This is a genomic window from Micromonospora sp. AMSO1212t (assembly GCF_008868145.1).
Lineage (GTDB): Bacteria > Actinomycetota > Actinomycetes > Mycobacteriales > Micromonosporaceae > Micromonospora > Micromonospora tulbaghiae.
This window is the reverse complement of record NZ_WBKS01000048.1, coordinates 19,006-37,785: the sequence shown is the minus strand read 5'-3', so window position 1 is coordinate 37,785 and position 18,780 is coordinate 19,006. Positions and strand designations below refer to the sequence as shown.

Annotated in this window: 19 protein-coding genes and 1 pseudogene; 8 read left to right on the top strand and 12 right to left on the bottom strand. The window is 71.9% G+C overall.

Annotation, left to right across the window (positions count from 1 at the left end):
* Positions 1-24: 24 nt before the first annotated feature.
* The 4 genes from F8279_RS14950 to F8279_RS14935 form a co-directional block, all read right to left on the bottom strand.
* Positions 25-795: an isoprenyl transferase gene (locus F8279_RS14950; protein ID WP_091415733.1), complete on the bottom strand. Its 771-nt coding sequence runs from the start codon at positions 793-795 to the stop codon at positions 25-27.
* A 31-nt stretch (positions 796-826) separates the two neighbouring features.
* Complete coding sequence (locus tag F8279_RS14945) at positions 827-1,987, bottom strand: geranylgeranyl reductase family protein (protein WP_151500274.1); 1,161 nt, start codon at positions 1,985-1,987, stop codon at positions 827-829.
* Positions 1,988-2,078: 91 nt separating this feature from the next.
* Positions 2,079-2,936, bottom strand: a complete 858-nt coding sequence (locus F8279_RS14940; RefSeq protein ID WP_151500273.1) for a hypothetical protein — start codon at positions 2,934-2,936, stop codon at positions 2,079-2,081.
* Between the two features lie 40 nt (positions 2,937-2,976).
* Positions 2,977-4,818 carry a phosphoenolpyruvate carboxykinase (GTP) gene (locus tag F8279_RS14935; protein WP_151500272.1) on the bottom strand — a complete coding sequence of 614 codons (1,842 nt, stop codon included), beginning with the start codon at positions 4,816-4,818 and terminating at the stop codon, positions 2,977-2,979.
* A 135-nt stretch (positions 4,819-4,953) separates the two neighbouring features.
* Between F8279_RS14935 and F8279_RS30965 the strand changes: the two are divergent.
* From F8279_RS30965 to F8279_RS14920, 3 genes and pseudogenes are all read left to right on the top strand, one after another.
* Positions 4,954-5,049 (top strand): annotated as a pseudogene (locus F8279_RS30965) (GtrA family protein); the annotation flags it as partial.
* A 259-nt stretch (positions 5,050-5,308) separates the two neighbouring features.
* The gene (locus tag F8279_RS14925; RefSeq protein ID WP_151500276.1) at positions 5,309-5,845 is read left to right on the top strand and encodes a GtrA family protein; all 537 of its coding nucleotides are present in this window, start codon (positions 5,309-5,311) and stop codon (positions 5,843-5,845) included.
* Between the two features lie 62 nt (positions 5,846-5,907).
* On the top strand, positions 5,908-6,603 hold the full coding sequence (locus tag F8279_RS14920; RefSeq protein ID WP_091416239.1) for a GtrA family protein: 696 nt from the start codon (positions 5,908-5,910) through the stop codon (positions 6,601-6,603).
* Between the two features lie 54 nt (positions 6,604-6,657).
* On the opposite strand, the gene F8279_RS14915 is transcribed toward F8279_RS14920, so the two are convergent.
* Both F8279_RS14915 and F8279_RS14910 read right to left on the bottom strand, forming a co-directional pair.
* Positions 6,658-7,227 (bottom strand): PH domain-containing protein, encoded by a 570-nt coding sequence (locus F8279_RS14915; RefSeq protein ID WP_091415718.1) that lies wholly within the window; start codon positions 7,225-7,227, stop codon positions 6,658-6,660.
* Between the two features lie 113 nt (positions 7,228-7,340).
* Positions 7,341-8,213 carry a biotin--[acetyl-CoA-carboxylase] ligase gene (locus tag F8279_RS14910; protein WP_151500271.1) on the bottom strand — a complete coding sequence of 291 codons (873 nt, stop codon included), beginning with the start codon at positions 8,211-8,213 and terminating at the stop codon, positions 7,341-7,343.
* Between the two features lie 96 nt (positions 8,214-8,309).
* Here F8279_RS14910 and F8279_RS14905 point away from each other — a divergent pair, with 96 nt between their 5' ends.
* On the top strand, positions 8,310-9,893 hold the full coding sequence (locus F8279_RS14905; protein WP_151500270.1) for an acyl-CoA carboxylase subunit beta: 1,584 nt from the start codon (positions 8,310-8,312) through the stop codon (positions 9,891-9,893).
* Between the two features lie 42 nt (positions 9,894-9,935).
* On the opposite strand, the gene F8279_RS14900 is transcribed toward F8279_RS14905, so the two are convergent.
* The 4 genes from F8279_RS14900 to F8279_RS14885 form a co-directional block, all read right to left on the bottom strand.
* Positions 9,936-10,808 (bottom strand): hypothetical protein, encoded by an 873-nt coding sequence (locus F8279_RS14900; RefSeq protein ID WP_151500269.1) that lies wholly within the window; start codon positions 10,806-10,808, stop codon positions 9,936-9,938.
* Entirely contained in the window at positions 10,801-11,304 is a 504-nt protein-coding gene (locus F8279_RS14895; protein WP_091415597.1) for a SigE family RNA polymerase sigma factor, read from the bottom strand. The genes F8279_RS14900 and F8279_RS14895 overlap by 8 nt, the downstream gene beginning before the upstream one ends.
* 59 nt (positions 11,305-11,363) lie before the next feature.
* Positions 11,364-12,347 carry a ketopantoate reductase family protein gene (locus tag F8279_RS14890; RefSeq protein WP_151500268.1) on the bottom strand — a complete coding sequence of 328 codons (984 nt, stop codon included), beginning with the start codon at positions 12,345-12,347 and terminating at the stop codon, positions 11,364-11,366.
* Positions 12,348-12,476: 129 nt separating this feature from the next.
* Positions 12,477-13,220: a M50 family metallopeptidase gene (locus F8279_RS14885; RefSeq protein ID WP_151500267.1), complete on the bottom strand. Its 744-nt coding sequence runs from the start codon at positions 13,218-13,220 to the stop codon at positions 12,477-12,479.
* A 233-nt stretch (positions 13,221-13,453) separates the two neighbouring features.
* On the opposite strand from F8279_RS14885, the gene F8279_RS14880 reads away from it, so the two are divergent.
* Entirely contained in the window at positions 13,454-14,206 is a 753-nt protein-coding gene (locus F8279_RS14880) for a GH25 family lysozyme (protein ID WP_151500266.1), read from the top strand.
* A 63-nt stretch (positions 14,207-14,269) separates the two neighbouring features.
* Here F8279_RS14880 and F8279_RS14875 read toward each other — a convergent pair whose 3' ends face one another.
* The gene (locus tag F8279_RS14875; protein WP_120571642.1) at positions 14,270-14,482 is read right to left on the bottom strand and encodes a hypothetical protein; all 213 of its coding nucleotides are present in this window, start codon (positions 14,480-14,482) and stop codon (positions 14,270-14,272) included.
* 88 nt (positions 14,483-14,570) lie between these two features.
* The gene (locus F8279_RS14870) at positions 14,571-16,550 is read right to left on the bottom strand and encodes a serine/threonine-protein kinase (RefSeq protein ID WP_151500265.1); all 1,980 of its coding nucleotides are present in this window, start codon (positions 16,548-16,550) and stop codon (positions 14,571-14,573) included.
* A gap of 92 nt (positions 16,551-16,642) precedes the next feature.
* On the opposite strand from F8279_RS14870, the gene F8279_RS14865 reads away from it, so the two are divergent.
* The 3 genes from F8279_RS14865 to F8279_RS30295 all read left to right on the top strand — a co-directional run bounded on the left by F8279_RS14865 (position 16,643) and on the right by F8279_RS30295 (position 18,754).
* Positions 16,643-16,855, top strand: a complete 213-nt coding sequence (locus F8279_RS14865) for an acyl-CoA carboxylase subunit epsilon (RefSeq protein ID WP_091415563.1) — start codon at positions 16,643-16,645, stop codon at positions 16,853-16,855.
* A 100-nt stretch (positions 16,856-16,955) separates the two neighbouring features.
* Complete coding sequence (locus tag F8279_RS14860) at positions 16,956-17,408, top strand: hypothetical protein (protein ID WP_151500264.1); 453 nt, start codon at positions 16,956-16,958, stop codon at positions 17,406-17,408.
* Positions 17,405-18,754, top strand: coding sequence for a hypothetical protein (locus F8279_RS30295; RefSeq protein ID WP_192580699.1), 1,350 nt, complete (start codon positions 17,405-17,407; stop codon positions 18,752-18,754). The genes F8279_RS14860 and F8279_RS30295 overlap by 4 nt, the downstream gene beginning before the upstream one ends.
* Positions 18,755-18,780 lie beyond the last annotated feature (26 nt).

Below are 18,780 nucleotides of genomic sequence, written 5' to 3'. Positions count from 1 at the left end.
GCGAGGGGCGGGGGCAGTGCTGGGTCAGGTGCCGAAGCGGCGCTGACGGGTGGCGTAGGAGCGCAGGGCGCGCAGGAAGTCGACCTTGCGGAAGTCGGGCCAGTTCAGCTCGCAGAAGTAGAACTCCGAGTGCGCGCTCTGCCAGAGCATGAAGCCGGAGAGCCGCTGCTCGCCACTGGTCCGGATGATCAGATCCGGGTCCGGCAGCCCCTTCGTGTAGAGGTGCTCGGAGATGTGGTCGACGTCGAGCGAGGTGGCCAGCTCCTCGATCGTGCCGCCGTTCGCCGCGTGCTCCACCAGCAGCGAGCGGACCGCGTCGGCGATCTCGCGCCGCCCGCCGTACCCGACCGCGATGTTGACCTGAGCCCCGCCGTCGCGGTCGCGGGTGCGTTCCTCGGCGGCCTTGAGCGCGGCGGCGTGTTGCGCCGGCAGCACGTCGAGCGCACCGACCATCCGCAGCCGCCAGGGGTTGCCCTCCTCGGCCAGCTCGGTGGTGAGGTCCTCGATGATCTGGAGCAGCGGGTCCAGCTCGGCGGCCGGGCGGGAGAGGTTGTCGGTGGAGAGCAGCCAGAGTGTGACGTGCCCGACGCCGGCCGCGTCGCACCAGCGGAGCAGCTCCTTGATCCGCTCGGCGCCCATCCGGTGACCGTCGTTCGGGTCGACGAAGCCCATCTCCCGGGCCCATCTGCGGTTGCCGTCGCACATCACGCCGACGTGTGCGGGTACGGGCTTGCCCGCGAGCTTCGCCGTCAGCCGGCGCTCGTACACGGAGTAGAGGAGTTTCCGCAGAGTCATCACCTTGCAGGGTAGCGACCCGCGGGAGAGATCAGTGTCTCGGTGGCATATCACCTGACGGTGAGATGGCCCGGCGCGGTCGCGGCAGGTCCGCCCCGATCGCCATCAGGGTGCGCGCGTCCAGCCGGCCGTCGCCGAGACCCAGCTCCACCACCGTGCGGTAGACCCGCTCGTCCCGCCCGGCCGCGCCGACCGCCGCGTCGACCACCCGGCGCCGCCGGGCCAGCCACGCCGCCACCGAGCTGTGCCGCAGGTGGGTGCCGAGCCGGGCGCGCAGCGCGGCGGCGTACGCCCGGGCGGCCTCGGCGGGAGAGCCGGCCGCCGCCGCGCCGGCCAGCGCACCGGAGCGCAGCGCGTAGAAGATGCCCTCGCCGGTGAACGGGTTGATCAGCGACAGCGCGTCCCCGGCCAGCAGCACCCTCCCCCGGCCGGGCGCCGGCCGGTGGGTGGACAGCGGCAGGTGGTGCGCCCGCAGCTCGGTCACCGTGGCCGGGTCGACGCCCGGGAGCAGAGCGGCCATCCGGTCCAGCAGGTGCGCGCGGGTCAGCGGTTCGCCGCGCAGCACCTCCCCGTACCCGACGTTCGCGCGTCCGTCGCCGATCGGAAAGGCCCAGGCGTACGCGGGCCAGCGCGCCGCGGAGGTGACGATGAGTTGTTCGGGCGGCCCGGCCGGCGCGGGCGCATAGCCCCGGATGGCGAGGGCCAGGTGCCGGTCCGGGTTGACCGGGTGGCCGAGCGCACGCCGCACCACCGATCCGGCGCCGTCCGCGCCGACCACCGCCCGCGCGGACAGCTCGCCGTCGAGCAGCACCCGGTCGGCGGCGATCTCCACCCGGCGTACGGTGTGCCGCCGCAACTCCGCACCTGCGGCCACCGCCGCCGCGACCAGGCGTGCGTCGAACACCTGGCGGGGCACCGTGTACGCGGGCCGGGGCAGCGTCCGGGCGACTGTGCCGCCGCCGGGGCCGACCAGGCGCAGCGCGGGCAGCGGCGCGTAGCCGTCGACCGCCCCGGTCACGCCCAGCTCGGCGAGGACGTCCAGCGCGTGCGCGGCGATGCCGTCCCCGCACGCCTTGTCGCGGGGGAAGTCGGACCGGTCGAGCAGCAGCACCCGCGCCGCGCCGGCACGCCGCGCAACGAGCGCCGCGGCCGCTCCGGCCGGCCCCGCTCCCACCACCACGACGTCCCACATGTCCTCATCCTGCCCCGCCGCACCCCGCCCCGGGCGACGATCATGAGGTTGACGGCATCAACGGAGATCGAAATCGCCGCCAACTTCATGATCAACCGAGTGGAGGTGGGGTGCGGGTGGCTCGGTTCAGGGACCAGAGGGTGAGGGCGGCGGCGGTCACCAGGGGGGCGCCGTCTCGGATCAGGCCGTCGACGCCGAGCAGCCACCAGCACAGCGGCAGGTCGATCGCGAGGACGCCGAGGGTGACGGCCACCAGAGCCTTCCGCGCCCACGCCTTGTCGCGCAGCAGGAACGCGGTGCAGAACAGCACGGCGTAGCTGACCGCGATGCCCGCGCCGAACCAGAGGATCAGGGCCGGTACGGCAGAGAGCCGCCCGTCCAGCACGGCACCGGTCGCCACCAGCGCCGGCAGCAGCATCAGCGGGCTGTAGGTGAACGCCGCGACCCGGGCGGTGAGCAGCCACCCGTTCGCCTGCGGGCGCTTCGGCGCCACCTCCCGCCAGGCGATCGTCCCGCCCTCGACGACCAGGCCCTTGCGGTGCCGGACCAGGTGCGCGCGGATCGCGTCCGAGCGGTAGAGCAGCACCACCACGGCGACGCAGAGCGCGGTGAGCACGGCGAACCCGACCAGGCCGGGCAGCGCGGGCACCCCTTGCCGGGGCACGATCAGCCGCCCGACGGCGAAGATCGTGGTCACCGCCAGGATCAGCCCGAACGGCCGGGCGCCCACCCGGCCCTTGTTCACATGGCCGATCAGCAGCAGGAAGCCGAGCGACCGGAGCATCGCCCAGCCGGTGCGTACGGCCAGACCGAACTCCTGCTCCGGGGCGTACCAGTAGTTGAGCAGCTCGACCACGACGGTGGCCGCCGCGGTCACGGCGAGCAGCGTGGTCAGCGCCCGGACGGCGGACGGCCGCCAGACCTCGACAGGTTCAGCGGCCGTCCTCATGGCATCCGATGTTGCCCGGCAGGGGCAACAGGCACACCTGTTACTTCTGCGGCTCCGCGTCCAGCCGGGCGCGCAGCGCGTCCAGCTCGGCCCAGAGCACGCCGGGAAGCTTGTCCCCGAACTTCTCGAACCACTCGGTGACCAGCGGCAGCTCGTTGCGCCACTCGTCCGCGTCGACCTTCAGCGCGATCCGGACGTCCTCCGGGGTCATGTCCAGACCCTCGACGTCGAGCGCGTCCTGTGCCGGGACCATGCCGATCGGCGTCTCCACGGCCTCGGCCCGGCCCTCCAGCCGCTCGATGACCCACTTGAGCACGCGGGAGTTCTCGCCGAAGCCCGGCCAGAGGAAGTTGCCCTCGGCGTCCTTCCGGAACCAGTTCACGTAGTAGATCTTGGGCAGCTTGGCCTCGTCGCCGTCCGCGCCCTTGCCCATCTCGATCCAGTGCCGGAAGTAGTCGCCGGCGTTGTAGCCGATGAACGGCAGCATGGCCATCGGGTCGCGGCGGACCACGCCGACCGCGCCGGAGGCGGCGGCGGTCGTCTCCGAGGAGAGCGTGGCGCCCATGTAGACGCCGTGCACCCAGTCGCGGGCCTCGGTGACCAGCGGGATGGTGTCGCGGCGACGACCACCGAACAGGATCGCGTCGATCGGCACGCCGTTCGGGTCGTAGTAGTCGTCGGCCAGGATCGGGCACTGCGTGATCGGGGTGCAGAAGCGGCTGTTCGCGTGCGAGGAGAGGCTCTCGCTCTCCGGCGTCCAGTCGTTGCCCTTCCAGTCGATCAGGTGCGCCGGCGGCTCACCCATGCCCTCCCACCAGATGTCGCCGTCGTCGGTGAGCGCCACGTTGGTGAAGATGGAGTTGCCCCGGTCCAGCGTCCGCATGGCGTTGGCGTTGGTCTTCCAGTCGGTGCCGGGAGCAACGCCGAACAGGCCGTACTCGGGGTTGATCGCGTAGAGGCGGCCGTCCGCGCCGAACCGCATCCAGGCGATGTCGTCGCCGATGGTCTCGACCTTCCAGCCCGGGATGGTCGGCTCCAGCATGGCGAGGTTGGTCTTGCCGCAGGCCGACGGGAAGGCGCCGGCGATGTGGTAGACCTTGCCCTCCGGCGAGGTGATCTTGAGGATCAGCATGTGCTCGGCCAGCCAGCCCTCGTCGCGCCCCATCACGCTGGCGATACGCAGCGAGTAGCACTTCTTGCCGAGCAGCGAGTTGCCGCCGTAGCCGGAGCCGTAGGACCAGATCTCCCGGCTCTCGGGGAAGTGCGAGATGTACTTGGTCTCGTTGCACGGCCACGCCACGTCCTGCTGGCCCGGCGCGAGCGGGGCGCCGATCGAGTGCAGCGCGTGCACGAAGTCGGCGTCGTCGCCCATCGCCTCCAGGATCGCCGACCCCATCCGGGTCATGATCCGCATCGAGGCGACCACGTACGGGCTGTCGGTGATCTCCACGCCGAACATGGGGTTCTCGGCCTCGATGGGGCCCATGCAGAACGGGATGACGTACATGGTGCGCCCGCGCATGCTGCCGCGGTACAGCTCCGTCATCGTCCGCTTCATCTCGGCCGGCGCCATCCAGTTGTTGGTGGGGCCGGCGTCCGCCTCGTCGACGGAGCAGATGAAGGTGCGCTCCTCCACCCGGGCGACGTCCGTGGGGTCGGTACGCGCGTAGAACGAGTTAGGCTTCTTCTCGGGATTAAGGCGGATCAGGGTGCCGTTGGCGACGAGTTCGTCGGTGAGACGGCGCCACTCCTCATCAGACCCGTCCACCCAGACCACGCGGTCCGGGGTGGTCAGTTCCGCGACCTCACGTACCCAGGCCAGCAGCTTGGGGTGGGACGTCGGGGCCTGATCGATACCCCGAACAGCAGCCGGAGCAACCATGTCACTTCTCCTTGTGGTCGACGCTGACCGATCTATGGGGTGCACGAGTTCCGGCGGGCTGGTACGCCGCCTCGTGGAAACCTGGGATTGGGCTCAGCGTAAACCGGACTGCCTCGTCAGTCAGTGGGACTGGTTGTGAAGAACTGCACAAGGTACGGCCACGCTGCGGCATCACGATCTGATACCCGCTTTCGCGCGCAGTTTCACGCAAATCCTGCGGTGAACCTTCGACGGCCGGGTCCGCACCGGAGTGACGGTGACGCCCGATCGCGGGGAAGCGTACGAACATGTCGCGAAAGACGATTCCGTGATGCGCTCCACAGATTCGCACAGCGCGTTACGCTCTGCTCACGGACATCGAGAACGGGCGACGCCTCTCCGACCCGGGCGGCCCGAGCGCGACGGCCGCGGCGAAGCCGTCGTGGCTGACTCGCCGTTGCAGTCCGCCCGGTTACCGCACAACCGGTACTCTCGGCGGGTGGCCGCGACGATGACCGGAGACCAACCGGGGGCTCCGCAGACCCGCCGGGGTCCGATCGGAGCACTGCTCGACCGTTTCGGTCACCTCATCCACGAACTGAGCAAGTTCGCCACCGTCGGCGGCCTGGCCTTCGTCGTGGACTTCGCCCTCTTCAACTATCTGTCCAGCGGCCGGGACATGCCCCCGCTGGCCGCGAAGACCATCTCCACGGTGATCGCCGCGACCGTCGCCTTCCTCGGCAACCGGTTCTGGACATGGCGGCACCGGCAGCGGTCGAACCCGGCCCGCGAGTACGCGCTGTTCTTCTTCTTCAACGCGGTCGGCCTCGGCATCGCGGTGGCCTGCCTCGCGATCAGCCACTACGGGCTGGGTGCGATCTGGCCCGTGGTGTTCCAGACCCCCCTGGCCGACAACATCGCCAGCTTCGTCGTCGGCACCGGCCTGGGAACACTCTTCCGGTTCTGGTCGTACCGACGGTTCGTCTTCGTCGAGGCGGGAACACCTCCCGTTCCGGCAACGAGCCACGACCGAGAGTCCGGGGCGTGACGAACCGCCCATCCCGACCCGCCGGGCCCAGCCGGCCCAGCCAACTGCCTAAGGTGTTCCGCATGCCTGGAGTCCGTCTGCTGCCCGAGCGCTGGCAGAAGTTCATCCACGAGGCGCTCAAATTCGGCGTCGTCGGCGGCATCAACACCGTCATCAATTACGCGGTGTTCAATGCTCTGGCACTCACGGTTTTCCGCGACGGCCAGCTGAAGGCGACAGTGATCGCGACGATTGTCGCCACGATCACGTCGTATCTGATGAATCGTCACTGGACGTACCGCGATCGACCGAAATCGGCACTCCGGCGCGAATACGTCCTGTTCTTCCTCTTCAACGGCGCGGGTCTGGTCATCGAACTCGGCGTCCTGGCCCTGGCCAAGTACGGCCTCGGCGTACACGGCCTGCTCGCGCTGAACGTCGCCAAGACCATCGGTGTCCTGCTGGCCACGCTGTTCCGCTTCTGGTCCTACCGGACGTTCGTCTTCCAGCCGGTCCCCAAGCACGCCGAGGAGACCTGGCACTCGGTGCCGCGTGACGAGTGGGACAACGTCGCCGAGATGGACCCGGTGGCCGAGCTGGCCGAGTCGGTCAGCGAGCTGGAGGAGGAGGAACCGCCTCCGGGCGCCGGCCGGGCGGCCGACTTCCCGCCACCGCGGGGCCGCCCCGCGCCGGCGGACGCCGGACTCGGTGGCGCGCTCGGCGCCGACCTGGACGCCGAACTCGCCGCGGAACTCCAGCCCCGTCGCGCCCGCCGCTGAACGACGAAGGCCGGCACCCCTGACAAGGGGCGCCGGCCTTTCCCGTCGGCGGGGTCAGGGCTGGTCGCGCAGCGACTTTCCCTCGGTCATGTCGGCCAGGATCTCGCGCATCTCGCCGTCACCAAGGCTGTGCTTGTCGTGGTGCGCCTCGACCAGCTCGTAGAGCTTCGTCTGCACCCTGTCCACACCCGGCACGTCGTGCAGCACCGACTGGCCGCGCTCGCCCGCCGACTCGATGGTCAGCGTGCCGCAGCCGAGCAGCCGCTCCACGAAACGCTGGTGCATCGCGTGGTCGTTGATCCGGGTCAGCGGCAGATCCCGCCGGTTACGCGACAGCACCCCCTGCTGGAGCAGCACCCGCTCGTTCGTGAACAGATAGTGCGTGGTGCGCCAGACCAGAAACGGCCACAGACCCAGCCACAGCACCAGCACCAGGCCGACCACCGCGATCGCGTAGAGCGCGATCGTGCCGCCGCTGCCGTCGGGCAGCAGGAGCCACCCGGCAACGACCGCCGCGACGGCGAGCACGAGCACCAGGACCGGCCGGATCAGGGCCTTCCAGTGCGGGTGCAGGTGCAACACGACGTGCTCGTCCTCGGTGAGCACGTCTTCGGGGAACGCCACGGCGGAACCTCCTCGCAGAACCGGACGCGCTGACCGTAACCGGTCGGCGCATCCGGCCGGCATCGGCCGCGCGGGCGGTCGGCGACGGTGTTGCGGTGATCTTCCCGGGCGCCTCAGCGCAGGTGCAGCACGTCGCCCGCGGCGAGCCGCAACGTCTCCCCGTCGGCGTCGACCAGGAGCTGCCCGTCGGCGTCCACGCCGGTGGCGGTCCCGTGCGCCTCGCGGCCGTCGGGCAGCAGCACCCGCACCCGGCGGCCGACGGTGGCGCACCCCGCCAGGTACGCCTCGCGCAGCCCACTGGCCTCCGCGTCGCCTCCGGCGTCACGCCAGCGCTCGTACCAGTCGGCGAGCGAGCGCAGCAGCGCCCGCAGCAGCGGATCGCGGTCGGTGGCGGTGGCGCCGGCGAGCTGGAGCGACGTGGCGGGCAACCCGGTCGGGTTCTCCGGCAGCTCGTCGGCGCGCAGCGTCACGTTCAGCCCGACACCGACCACGATCGCGGGCGGCCTGTCGATCTCCCCCGGCACCGCCTCGGCCAGCACCCCGGCGCACTTCGCGCCGTCCACCAGCAGGTCGTTGGGCCACTTCAGCCGCGCGTCCAGCTCGGCCAGCAGGCGTACCGCCTCGACCAGCGCGACACCGGCGAGCAGCGGCAGCCAGCCGTACCCGGTGGCGGGCACGGGCGACCAGCCGCGCTCCGCGACCGCCTCGCCGGGCCGCAGCAGCACGCTCGTCGCGAGACCCGCGCGCGGCGGCGACTGCCAGACGCGGCCCCGGCGGCCACGGCCGGCGGTCTGCCGCTCGGCGACCACCACCAGGCCCTCCGGCTCGCCGGCCCGCGCCGCGGCCACCGCGTCCGCGTTCGTCGAGCCGGTCTCGGCCAGCAGCTCCAGCCGGCGCCAGGGCCCGTTCGGCGCGAGGAGCGCGCGCCGCAGCCGGGCCGCCGACAGCGGCGGTCGGTCCAGATCGGTGTACGGCGAGCCGGGCATCCCGCCAGCCTACGGCCACCCGGCCCGCCGGTCGCCGCGAAGCGGTGAGGCGCACTGCACAGCCTCAGACACCTGAACCATCGTTATATTCCACGGGTGACTACCGAGACCGGGTTCAACATCCACACGACCGCCGGCAAGCTGGCGGACCTGGAGCGACGGCTCGACGAGGCGGTGCACGCCGGGTCGGCACGCGCGGTCGAGAAGCAGCACGCGCGGGGCAAGAAGACCGCCCGCGAGCGGATCGAGATGCTCCTCGACGAGGGCTCGTTCGTCGAGCTGGACGAGTTCGCCCGGCACCGCTCGACCAACTTCGGGCTGGAGAAGACCCGCCCGTACGGCGACGGCGTGGTGACCGGCTACGGCACCGTGGACGGCCGGCAGGTCTGCGTCTTCTCGCAGGACTTCACCGTCTTCGGCGGCTCCCTCGGCGAGGTCTTCGGCGAGAAGATCGTCAAGCTGATGGACCTCGCCATGAAGATCGGCTGCCCGGTCGTCGGCATCAACGACTCCGGCGGCGCGCGGATCCAGGAGGGCGTCACGTCCCTCGGCCTCTACGGCGAGATCTTCTTCCGCAACGTCCGGGCCAGCGGCGTCATCCCGCAGATCTCGCTCATCATGGGCCCGTGCGCGGGCGGCGCCGTCTACTCCCCGGCGGTCACCGACTTCACCGTCATGGTCGACCAGACCTCGCACATGTTCATCACCGGCCCCGACGTGATCAAGACGGTGACCGGCGAGGACGTCGGCATGGAGGAGCTGGGCGGCGCCCGCACCCACAACACCCGCAGCGGCAACGCGCACTACCTCGGCACCGACGAGGAGGACGCGATCGAGTACGTCAAGGCGCTGCTGTCGTACCTGCCGTCGAACAACCTGGACGAGCCGCCGGTCTTCGACGCGCCCGCGATCCTCGACGTCACGGATTCCGATCGCGAGCTGGACACGCTGATCCCGGACTCGGCGAACCAGCCGTACGACATGCACCGGGTCATCGAGCACGTGCTCGACGACGGCGAGTTCCTCGAGGTGCAGCCGCTGTACGCGCAGAACATGGTGGTCGGTTTCGGCCGCGTCGAGGGACGCCCGGTGGGCGTGGTGGCGAACCAGCCGATGCAGTTCGCCGGCACGCTCGACATCGCCGCGTCGGAGAAGGCAGCCCGGTTCGTGCGCACCTGCGACGCGTTCAACGTCCCGGTGCTCACCTTCGTGGACGTGCCCGGCTTCCTGCCCGGCACCGGCCAGGAGTGGGACGGCATCATCCGCCGCGGCGCGAAGCTCATCTACGCGTACGCCGAGGCCACCGTCCCGAAGGTCACCGTCATCACCCGCAAGGCGTACGGCGGCGCGTACGACGTGATGGGCTCCAAACACCTCGGCGCGGACCTGAACTTCGCCTGGCCGACCGCGCAGATCGCGGTGATGGGCGCGCAGGGCGCGGTGAACATCCTCTACCGCTCGGAACTGGCGAACGCCGATGACCCGGCCGCCGTCCGGGCCGAGAAGATCGCCGAGTACGAGGACACGCTCGCCAACCCGTACATCGCGGCCGAGCGCGGCTACGTCGACGGGGTGATCCCGCCGCACGAGACGCGTACCCAGATCGTGCGGGCGCTGCGGGTGCTGCGCACCAAGCGCGAGACGCTGCCGCCGAAGAAGCACGGCAACATCCCGCTGTAGTGCGCCGGTGCCCCCGCCGGTCCGGCTGCGGGGGCACCGGCGTCAGCAGCCCGGGTTGGAGGCCACGCACATCCGCTCGGCCGCGACCCGGGCCATCTGTTTCACCTGCTCCTCCGTCACCCGCGGCTCCGGGACATCGGTGCGCAGCTCGCCGGACGGGCGCAGCACCGTCACCAGGTCACCCACCCGTACGACCAGGCGGTCCTCGAACAACGGCGCATAGCCGGGCGGCCGGCCGGTCGCCTCGTCCGGCGCCACGCTCGCCTCGTGCCGCAGCAGCAGTGCCCGATCTCCGGCGAAGCCGCTCGCCGCGACGTACCAGCGGTGCACGACCTCGGCGCCGGCCATCCCCCGCTCGGTGTAGACCTGGCTCGTCGTCCGCCACGCGCCGCAGGCCGCGACAGTGCCTTCCAGGTCGGCGACGAACCGGCCCGCCGCGCCCGGCGCCATCCGGTAGACGTCCTGGGTGAGGACCGTTCCGATGGTGGTCGCGGGCTCGGTCGGCGGTTCCATCAGGGTCTGCGACCGCGAGTAGCGCGAGCGCGGTTCCTCGGCCGGCCGCCCCTGTTCACGGGCGCAGACCTGGAGGAGGTCGTCGACCCGGACCGGCTCGTCGAGGCCGGTCTCGCTGAGCCGCTCGCCGGTCGGAGCGGGTATGTCGGCCGGTTCCAGCATCGCCTCGGCCACGATCTCCCCCGGCCCGTCGACCGCACCGGCGACGGGCGGTGGCGACGCGCCGGTCCGGTCCACCAGGGTCGCGGTGAGCGCCGCCACGACCACCACCGAGACCGCGGCGAGTGCGGCGGAGCGTCGGCTGCGCCGCCGGGCCGCGGCCCGGATGGCCCCCGGCTCCGGCCAGGTGACGTTGCGCAGGTCCCGGTGCAGCAACTCCACGAGCGCGACGTCGTCAGGCATCTGCCGCCTCCTCTTCCAGGTCCACGACGGCGAGCAGCTCGGCGAGCGCGGTCCGCCCCCGGGACAGCCGGGCCTTCACGGTGCCGATCGGCGCCTCGGTCTCCCGCGCCACCTCGGCGACCGGCATGCCGAGCAGGTAGTGCATGGCGATCGCGGTGCGCTGGGCCTCGGGCAGCCGGCGCAGCGCGGCGACCACCTCCAGCGTCTCGGTGCTCGGCGCCGGCACGTCCGCCACCGCGCCGTGCCGCAGGTAGGCGCGCGCCCGGCTGCGCAGGCTGCGCCAGCGGCTCACCGCGATCCGGCTCGCCACCACCCGTACCCATGCCTCCGGGTCGTCGTACCCGCGCACTGTGGACCACCGCTGCCAGGCCCGGATGTACGCCTCCTGCACGGCGTCCTGCGCCTCGGCGAGGTCGCCGGTGAGCACGTAGACGAAGCCGAGCAGCCGCTGTCGGCTGCCCCGGTAGAACTCGTCGAAGCCGTCGCTGTCGGGCACCTGCCACCTCCCCGTGTTCGTGAGGGGACACGCCTGGCGGCGCGGCGCGGGTTGCCTGCTCAGCCGACCAATTTCTCCAGTTCGCCGAGCGGGAGGCCGCCGGCCGGGATCCGGTCGCGGACCGCCCGGCGTACCGCGACCTGCACCGCCGCGTTTGCCGGGGTGGGCACACCGTGCAGGCGCCCGAGCAGCACGATCTCGCCGTTGAGGTGGTCGGTCTCGACCGAGCCCGCACCACGGGCCAGGCTCTGCCAGGTGGAGCCGCCGGAGCGCTCCTCGCCGCCCACCGGCCGGTGCGACACCAGGTCACCCCGTTCGGCCGCCTCCTCCTCGACCGTGGTGTGGGCGATGCCCGCTGCGGCGAGCGCCGCCTCTCCCTCGGCGCGTACCCGCTGCGACAGCGACTCGGGCACGTCCCGGCCGAGCAGCGCCTGAAGGCCGTTGCCGAGGTTGGCGAGCAGCTTGCCGTACTTCCAGCGCATCACGTCGTCGCGGACCGGGGCGACGAACCCGGCGGCGGTCAGGTCGGCGGCGACCGCCCGGCTGGTGTCGTCGGCGCCGCTCGGGTAGCGGCCGATGTGCAGCATGCCCGGATGCGGATGGCCGTTGGCGACGACCACGCCCGGCTCCAGGTGGGTGGCGGGCAGCCACACGCACACCGGGTGCACCCGCGCGAAGCGCCGCAGCGCGGCCGGCTCGTTCGCCACGCCGTTCTGGGCCAGCACGACCGGCAGTCGTTCGCCGGCCGTCCCGCCGCCCTCGACCGGCGCGTCCGCCCAGGCGGTCAGCGCCGCCACGGTGTCCTGCGACTTCACGGTGAGGACCAGCACCGTGTCGGCCGGCAGCGGCGGCCCGTCCGGCCCGGCCACCGCCGGCAGCCGGCCGGTGACGGCACGGTCCGGCGTGCGCAGCGTCAGACCCCGCTCCCGCAGCGCGTCCAGATGCGCGCCGCGCGCCACGAGTGTCACGTCGTGGCCGGCGTCGGCCAGGAGTACGCCGATGGTGCCGCCGACTGCGCCCGCTCCGATGATCACGTATCGCACGGATCCGATTCTGCCCTGCCGCGAGGCGGCCCGCTCCGGGACGAGGTGCGGCTCGGTGCGGTGCGGCTCGGTGCGGCTGTCGGGCACGGCGGCGCGGCCGGCTGCGGCGCGACGCCGCTCGGCACGGCGTCAGGCGGTGAGGCCTGCGTCGGCCAGGATCGGGCCGGCCAGCAGCAGCGCGCCTGCGGCCAGCGCGCCCACGCTCACCAGCAGGAACACGCCCACCCAGAACAGCGCCGGGAACGGCGTGATCCGGGCGAGCTGGTCGGCGTCGGACTGCGGCATCCGGCCCCGCGCGCGCTGCCGGTGCAGCTCGAACACCGGCCGTACGCCGCCGAGCAGCAGGAACCAGACCGACGTCCAGGCGAACGCGGCCTGCACCTCGGGTGAGGTGTACCAGGAGACGGCGAGCACCACCCCGCCGGTGACCAGCAGCGAGAGCACGCCGAACAGGTTGCGGATCATCACCAGCATGGCCAGCAGCAGCGCCACCGCGAGCCAGAGCAGCAGCGTGATCCGGTTCCCGGCCAGCAGCCAGGCGCCGCCGAGGCCGAGCAGCGAGGGCGCGACGTACCCGGCGAGCAGCGTGAGGATCATGCCGGGCCCGGTGGGACGGCCGGCGGACAGCGTCAGCCCGGAGGTGTCCGAGTGCAGCCGGATGCCGTGCAGCCGCCGGCCGGTGAGCAACGCGACGAGCGCATGGCCGCCCTCGTGCGCGATGGTCACCGCGTTACGGGCGATCCGCCAGGGCAGCCGGGCCACGACCACCGCGAGCGCGACCACGGCGGTGACCACCACGAGCAGCGGCGGCGGGTCCGGCTGGGCACTGGTCAGCGTGTCCCAGAGCGTGGTGAGACCGTCGATCAGGGGCATGGGCGGGGAGCCTACCGCCCCGAGCCGTGTTGTTCGACCGGCCGAGTCTCACAGAGTGTGAGACTGATCGGACGAGGCGCCGGGGCGGAGGTGAGGTCGGTGAGCGCAGCTACTGTCGCGCCACCTGGGCGAACGACGACCGTCGATGAAAATTTCCTTTCGTCCTATTGCGATCTAGGGCACTAACCTCCAAAGATGGGCATCAATCAACGGACGTCCCTCTGGAGGCAACCATGGCCCGTACCAGACTCTCCGTACGCCGGCTTCTCGCCGCCGGCCTGGCCGCCGCCGCCACCGCGGCCGTGGCCCTCGTGGCGACCGCCGGACCGGCTGCCGCCGCGACCACCCCCGGGATCGACGTCTCCCGCTACCAGGGCAGCATCAACTGGACCAGCGTGCGCAACGCGGGCATCCAGTTCGCCTTCATCAAGGCCACCGAGGGCACGAGCTACAAGGACCCGAACTTCAACGCGAACTACGTCAACGCGTACAACGCCGGGGTGATCCGCGGGGCGTACCACTTCGCCCGGCCGAACATCTCCGCCGGTTCCACCCAGGCCAACTACCTGGCCAGCAACGGCGGCGCCTGGTCGGCCGACAGCCGGACCCTGCCCGCCGCGCTGGACCTGGAGGGCAACCCGTACAGCGGCGGCTACTGCTACGGCCTGAGCACCACCGGCATGCGCAACTGGGTCCAGGACTTCCTCAACACCTACCGCTCCCGCACCGGCCGGTACGCGGTCATCTACACCACGACGAGCTGGTGGAACCAGTGCACCGGCAGCTGGAGCGGCCCGTGGGCCAACCACCCGCTGTGGGTCGCCCGCTGGGCCAGCTCGCCCGGCACCCTGCCGGCCGGCGCTCCGTTCTATAGCTTCTGGCAGTACACCAGCACCGGTGCCGTCTCCGGGATCAGCGGCAACGTCGACCGCAACTACTGGAACGGTGACCGCAGCCGGCTCATCGCCCTGGCCAACAACACCTGACGTACGTGCGACACAAGCGGGACCGCCTCCTCACGAGGCGGTCCCGCTGTCGTCGTACCCGGGTCAGGCTCTGCGGCGCGCGGTGGCCGGGACGGGCACCGGCGTGCGGCGCGTCAGGCGCCATGCCGTGACGCCCACGACCGTGAGCGTCAGCACGCCGAGGACCGCGACCGGCGCGGACAGACCGGCGCTGATCAGGAGCAGTACGACGTCGCCGAGCGCAACGAGCATCCACAGTGCCAGCCGCGGGCCGGTGTACCTCCGTCGGTAACCCATGTCGCGCCTCCTTCCGTCGTCGAAGGGATTCATACCCCCGAGGACGGAGAGCCATGCGAGCGAGTTTCGTGACCGGCGGGATTCCCGGTCAGTTCTTGCGGTCCGGCACGAAGCCCTTGGTGATGATCTCCCAGTTGGCCAGGTTGGCGTCCCAGTCCTTCGCGGGCACCTCCCAGCGCAACGCGAAGCCCCGGTTGCTGGCGGTCGCCACACCACGGTTGCGGACGTGGAAGCGGGTGCCGTCGTCGCGGGTCGCCAGCCAGTCCCAGTCGGCGCAGGTGCGGAAGTAGGGGTCACACTTGGTGATGCCGACCAGCTTGTAGTCCCGAACGCGCGAAGCGCGGTACGGCTCCTGGCCCTTCCAGTCGGCGTACGCGTCGTCCTTCGGGTTCGGCGTCCACTGGATGAACAGCACCCGCCGCGCGCCGCCAACCTCGTAGAGCACGACGTTGTCCCCGCCGACCCGCGCCTGGAAGTTCTCCGGGATCGGCACCTTGAAGCCGTTCGGGCCGGTGTAGAGGCGCCAGCCGGCCGGCAACGCGGCCCCGGACGCCGACGGGCTGGCCGACGGCGTGGGGCTGGCCGACGCACTGGTCGCCGGGGCGCTCGGCGACGCGCTCTCGCTCGGCGCGGGCGGCGCCGCCGCCGACGCCGACGTGCCGGCCGTCGGTTCGCCGCCGTCGCCGTCGCCGTCGTTGTTCAGCAGCGGCACGGCCACCACCAGGCCGACGAGCAGCAGCAGGACCAGCGCGCCGATCAGCAGGTTGCGCCGGTTGGGCGCGGACTTCTCGACCGGCAGCACGGTGGCCCGGCCGGTCGACGGCGCCTCCTGCGCCGGAGCCGGGCTGACCGGCGCGGAGCCGGTCACGGCCGGACTCACCGGCGCCGGGGTGTCGGTGACGGGCTCGCCGTCGAGCCGCGTCTCGTCCAGCGCCGGGTCGGCGCCGTCCACCCGGGCCTCGTCGTCCACAAGCGTCTCGTCGGCCGAGGGCGCCGGGTCGAGCTTCGCCGTCGGGTCGGCGACCGGCGGGGTCACCTTGGCGGTGGGACCGGCGTCCGCGGTGGGCGCCGGCACCATCGCCGCCGGGTCGGCGGCTGCCGCCGTACCCCCGGTCGCGGCGACCCCGGAAGCGGCGCGTTCGGCCTGGTCGGCCGGGCGCGGCGCGGGCACCAGCGGCGGGCGCGGCACGCGCGGACCGTTCGGCCCCGGCCGGCGTACGCCGTCCAGCAGCGAGATGCTCTTGGCCCGCCGGCCGGCGGCCTTGCGCAGCATGCGCTCCGCCACCTCGGCGGTGATCCGCTCGTCCGGGTCCTTGCGCAGCAGGCCCTGAAGCACCGGCTTGAGCGGCCCGGCGTTGCGCGGCGGCGGCATCGGCTCGGTGGCGAGCGCCGCGAGCGTGGCGATCGCCGACGGGCGCGCGTACGGCGACTTGCCCTCGACCGCCGCGTAGAGCGTGGCGCCGAGCGACCAGAGGTCCGCCTCCGGGCCGGCGGTGCCGTCGCGGGCGCGCTCCGGCGAGATGTACGCGGGCGAGCCCAGCACCATGCCGGTGCGCGTCACGTTGGGGTCGCCGGGGATGGTGGCCAGGCCGAAGTCGGTGAGCACCACGCGGCCGTCCTCGCCGAGCAGCACGTTGCCGGGCTTGACGTCGCGGTGCATGATGCCGGCCTTGTGCGCGGCCTTCAGCGCGTTGAGCACGCCGAGGCCGACCTCGACCGCCTTCGCCGCCGACACCGGGCCGTCCTCGGCGATGGTGTCCTGCAACGACTTCGACGCCACGTACTCCATGACGATCCACGGATCGCCGTCGGTGCGCAGCACGTCGAAGATGCGGACCACGTTGACGTTGTTGAGGCGGGCGATCGCCCGCGCCTCACGCAGCGAGCGCTCGCGCATCTCGCGGCGCTCCTCCGGAGTGAGGCCGGGGGGCGGGACCAGTTCCTTGATGGCCACGTCCCGGTGCAGCACCTCGTCCCGCGCCTTCCAGACGCGGCCCATGCCGCCTTGACCGAGCGGCGTGAGGAGCCGGTACCGGTCGGCGACGAGTTGGGGGAGCGCGTTCGACATCGCAGAGAACCGTACCCGGCCGCTCGGACGCTCACACCGTCGGCACGCCACTGTACGGCGAAGGTCGAATTCGCGACGCGTACCCTGGGGTCATGTCTGCCGAGGAGCCGCTGTTCCGGATCGTCCGCGGCGTGCCCACCGCCGAGGAGCTGGCCGCTCTGGTCGGCGCGATCGTGGTGCGCACCCGCCCGGCCCCGGCCGCCGCGCCGGCCCCCGTGTCGCAGTGGGCGCGCAGCGCGCGGCCCGCGCCGGCCCGGCCGATCGCCGGCCCCGGCGCCTGGCGGGCCTCCGGCCTGCCCCGCTGACATCTTCCCCCGCTCGCGGCGCCGGGTGGGGCTGCCGGGATCCACGTCGAGCCATTAACCTCACTCAGGGAAACCGTGTGGTGACGGGCAGGAGGCTCCGATGATCCCGGAGGACAACCAGCCAGCCGGCTGGCTGCGCGGCTACGGCGGCATCGAGGCCGACATCCGGCAGATGCGGGAGTTCGCCGACCGCCTCCAGGACGAGGTGACACGCAACTACGCGCCGCACCTGTCCTACATCGCCGACGACATGAAGGCCCCGGTGCCCAACCCGGCCGACGCCTTCATCGAGCTGGTCCAGTTCCTCCAGGCCCACCACGACACGCAGACCGCGGCGGTGAGCGCCGTGTGGGACCTCGCACCGGCGACCGGCCACCTCGCCGACGCCGCCGGACGGATCGCCGCCCGCTACGGCGACGCCGACGCGTTCTCCTCCGCCCGAGTGGCCGACGTGGAACGAGCGCTCGCCGGCCCCTCCGCCACCGTCCCCCGCCCGATGCCACCGCTGGCCGACCCCACCGCCCCCGAACAGAGCCGGGTGATCCTGCCGTGATCGAACGGGGCAGCGGACGCACCTCCGGGCTGACCGACTGGCGGCTGATGGACGTCCTCAGCATGTGGGCGTGCGTGCAGGACCAGGACACCGCCGGCCAGTGGAAGCAGGTCGCCGGCTGGCGCAAGGTGTGCGACCTCGCCCTGGCCCACCTGAGCCGCCTGCGCGAATACCGGCGCGGCCTCGCCGAGGCATGGCCCCCGGAGACCAACACCGCCGCGCGGGCCTACATCGGCGAACTCGACCAGCTCATCGACCGCGTGCAGCGCACCCACGACGCCGCCGCCGCGAACTACGACGCGCTGGCAGCCGCCGCCCGCGCCATCGGCAGCGCGCGGGCCGAGCTGCAACCGCTGCACGAGGAGTACGCGAAGAAGCTGCGGCAGAAGCAGGCGTACGAGGCGACGATCGCCGATCCGAAGGCGGTGGCCGGTAGCCGGTTGCCCGAGCGGCCCCCGGTGACGGACGACGACCTGGAGCAGTTGAACGTACGGGCGCGCGGGTTGATGACGGGACTGAGCGGCGAACTCCAGCACGCCCAGGTCATGCTTCGGCAGCCGCCACCTCCGGTTCGGCCTCCCCGCGACATCTCTACGGAGGAAATCGGAGGAAGCGGCGGCGCCGTTCCTCTCATTCCCCCCATCGTTCCCGTGGCGACTGGCCCAAGTACAAGGCCTGTCAATTCCGCCAGACGTTTAGAACAACGACCTCCACCAGCGGCAGTGCCGAATCATGGACCTGTGACCGGGCCCGTCCTTGGAGGCGTCTCGCCTGGTGCCGCAGGAACGATTTCCCAACCCGCCGCCCCAGCCAACATCACACACCCTGTACCTGCAAGCCTCGGCACGCCGCCAGTACTTCCGCCCAACCTACCGGCGGGCTCCAACCCTCCCGGGAATGGCAGGCCGTTTACTAGTCCAATAAACCCGGAGGGCCAGCGCAACGCCTCAGCCGCCGCTCCACGCACCACCCCACCTGGACTTATCGGGGGCGCGCCTGCTGCGGGACAGGGGCAAGCGAACCGCTCAACCCCTCGCAAGATTAATCCAGTTGGCGGCGTTATCGGCGGCGGCGGAGCAGGCACCTCTCCCACCGGGGCTGCGGGCTCTCGACCTGGCGGCGCTCGTGCCTCTGGCTCATTCGCAGCTCCGGCAAGCGGTAACGCGACGGGCGGCCCAATGGGTAACCAACCCAAGACGAGCCGCGGACGCGCCGATCAAATCAAAGAATCGGCGTGGGATCCCGACAACCCTTGGGAAACCCAAAAGGGTGTCGATCCAGTGATGCGACCCCCCGAGGATGAGGGACCAATTGACCCAGGGCCGGCAATCGGCTTCAACAGGTGAGCCTGAATCGCGGCCAAGTTAGTGGC

What these genes read in the sequence shown, in the direction of transcription:
- F8279_RS14950 (WP_091415733.1), bottom strand. Translation starts at nt 795, where the DNA reads ATGACTCTGCGGAAACTCCTCTACTCCGTGTACGAGCGCCGGCTGACG.
- F8279_RS14920 (WP_091416239.1), top strand. Translation starts at nt 5,908, where the DNA reads ATGCCTGGAGTCCGTCTGCTGCCCGAGCGCTGGCAGAAGTTCATCCAC.
- F8279_RS14900 (WP_151500269.1), bottom strand. Translation starts at nt 10,808, where the DNA reads ATGCCTGACGACGTCGCGCTCGTGGAGTTGCTGCACCGGGACCTGCGC.
- F8279_RS14880 (WP_151500266.1), top strand. Translation starts at nt 13,454, where the DNA reads ATGGCCCGTACCAGACTCTCCGTACGCCGGCTTCTCGCCGCCGGCCTG.
- F8279_RS14940 (WP_151500273.1), bottom strand. Translation starts at nt 2,936, where the DNA reads ATGAGGACGGCCGCTGAACCTGTCGAGGTCTGGCGGCCGTCCGCCGTC.
- F8279_RS14910 (WP_151500271.1), bottom strand. Translation starts at nt 8,213, where the DNA reads ATGCCCGGCTCGCCGTACACCGATCTGGACCGACCGCCGCTGTCGGCG.
- F8279_RS14885 (WP_151500267.1), bottom strand. Translation starts at nt 13,220, where the DNA reads ATGCCCCTGATCGACGGTCTCACCACGCTCTGGGACACGCTGACCAGT.
- F8279_RS14860 (WP_151500264.1), top strand. Translation starts at nt 16,956, where the DNA reads ATGATCCCGGAGGACAACCAGCCAGCCGGCTGGCTGCGCGGCTACGGC.
- F8279_RS14870 (WP_151500265.1), bottom strand. Translation starts at nt 16,550, where the DNA reads ATGTCGAACGCGCTCCCCCAACTCGTCGCCGACCGGTACCGGCTCCTC.
- F8279_RS14945 (WP_151500274.1), bottom strand. Translation starts at nt 1,987, where the DNA reads ATGTGGGACGTCGTGGTGGTGGGAGCGGGGCCGGCCGGAGCGGCCGCG.
- F8279_RS14925 (WP_151500276.1), top strand. Translation starts at nt 5,309, where the DNA reads ATGACCGGAGACCAACCGGGGGCTCCGCAGACCCGCCGGGGTCCGATC.
- F8279_RS14865 (WP_091415563.1), top strand. Translation starts at nt 16,643, where the DNA reads ATGTCTGCCGAGGAGCCGCTGTTCCGGATCGTCCGCGGCGTGCCCACC.
- F8279_RS14935 (WP_151500272.1), bottom strand. Translation starts at nt 4,818, where the DNA reads ATGGTTGCTCCGGCTGCTGTTCGGGGTATCGATCAGGCCCCGACGTCC.
- F8279_RS14875 (WP_120571642.1), bottom strand. Translation starts at nt 14,482, where the DNA reads ATGGGTTACCGACGGAGGTACACCGGCCCGCGGCTGGCACTGTGGATG.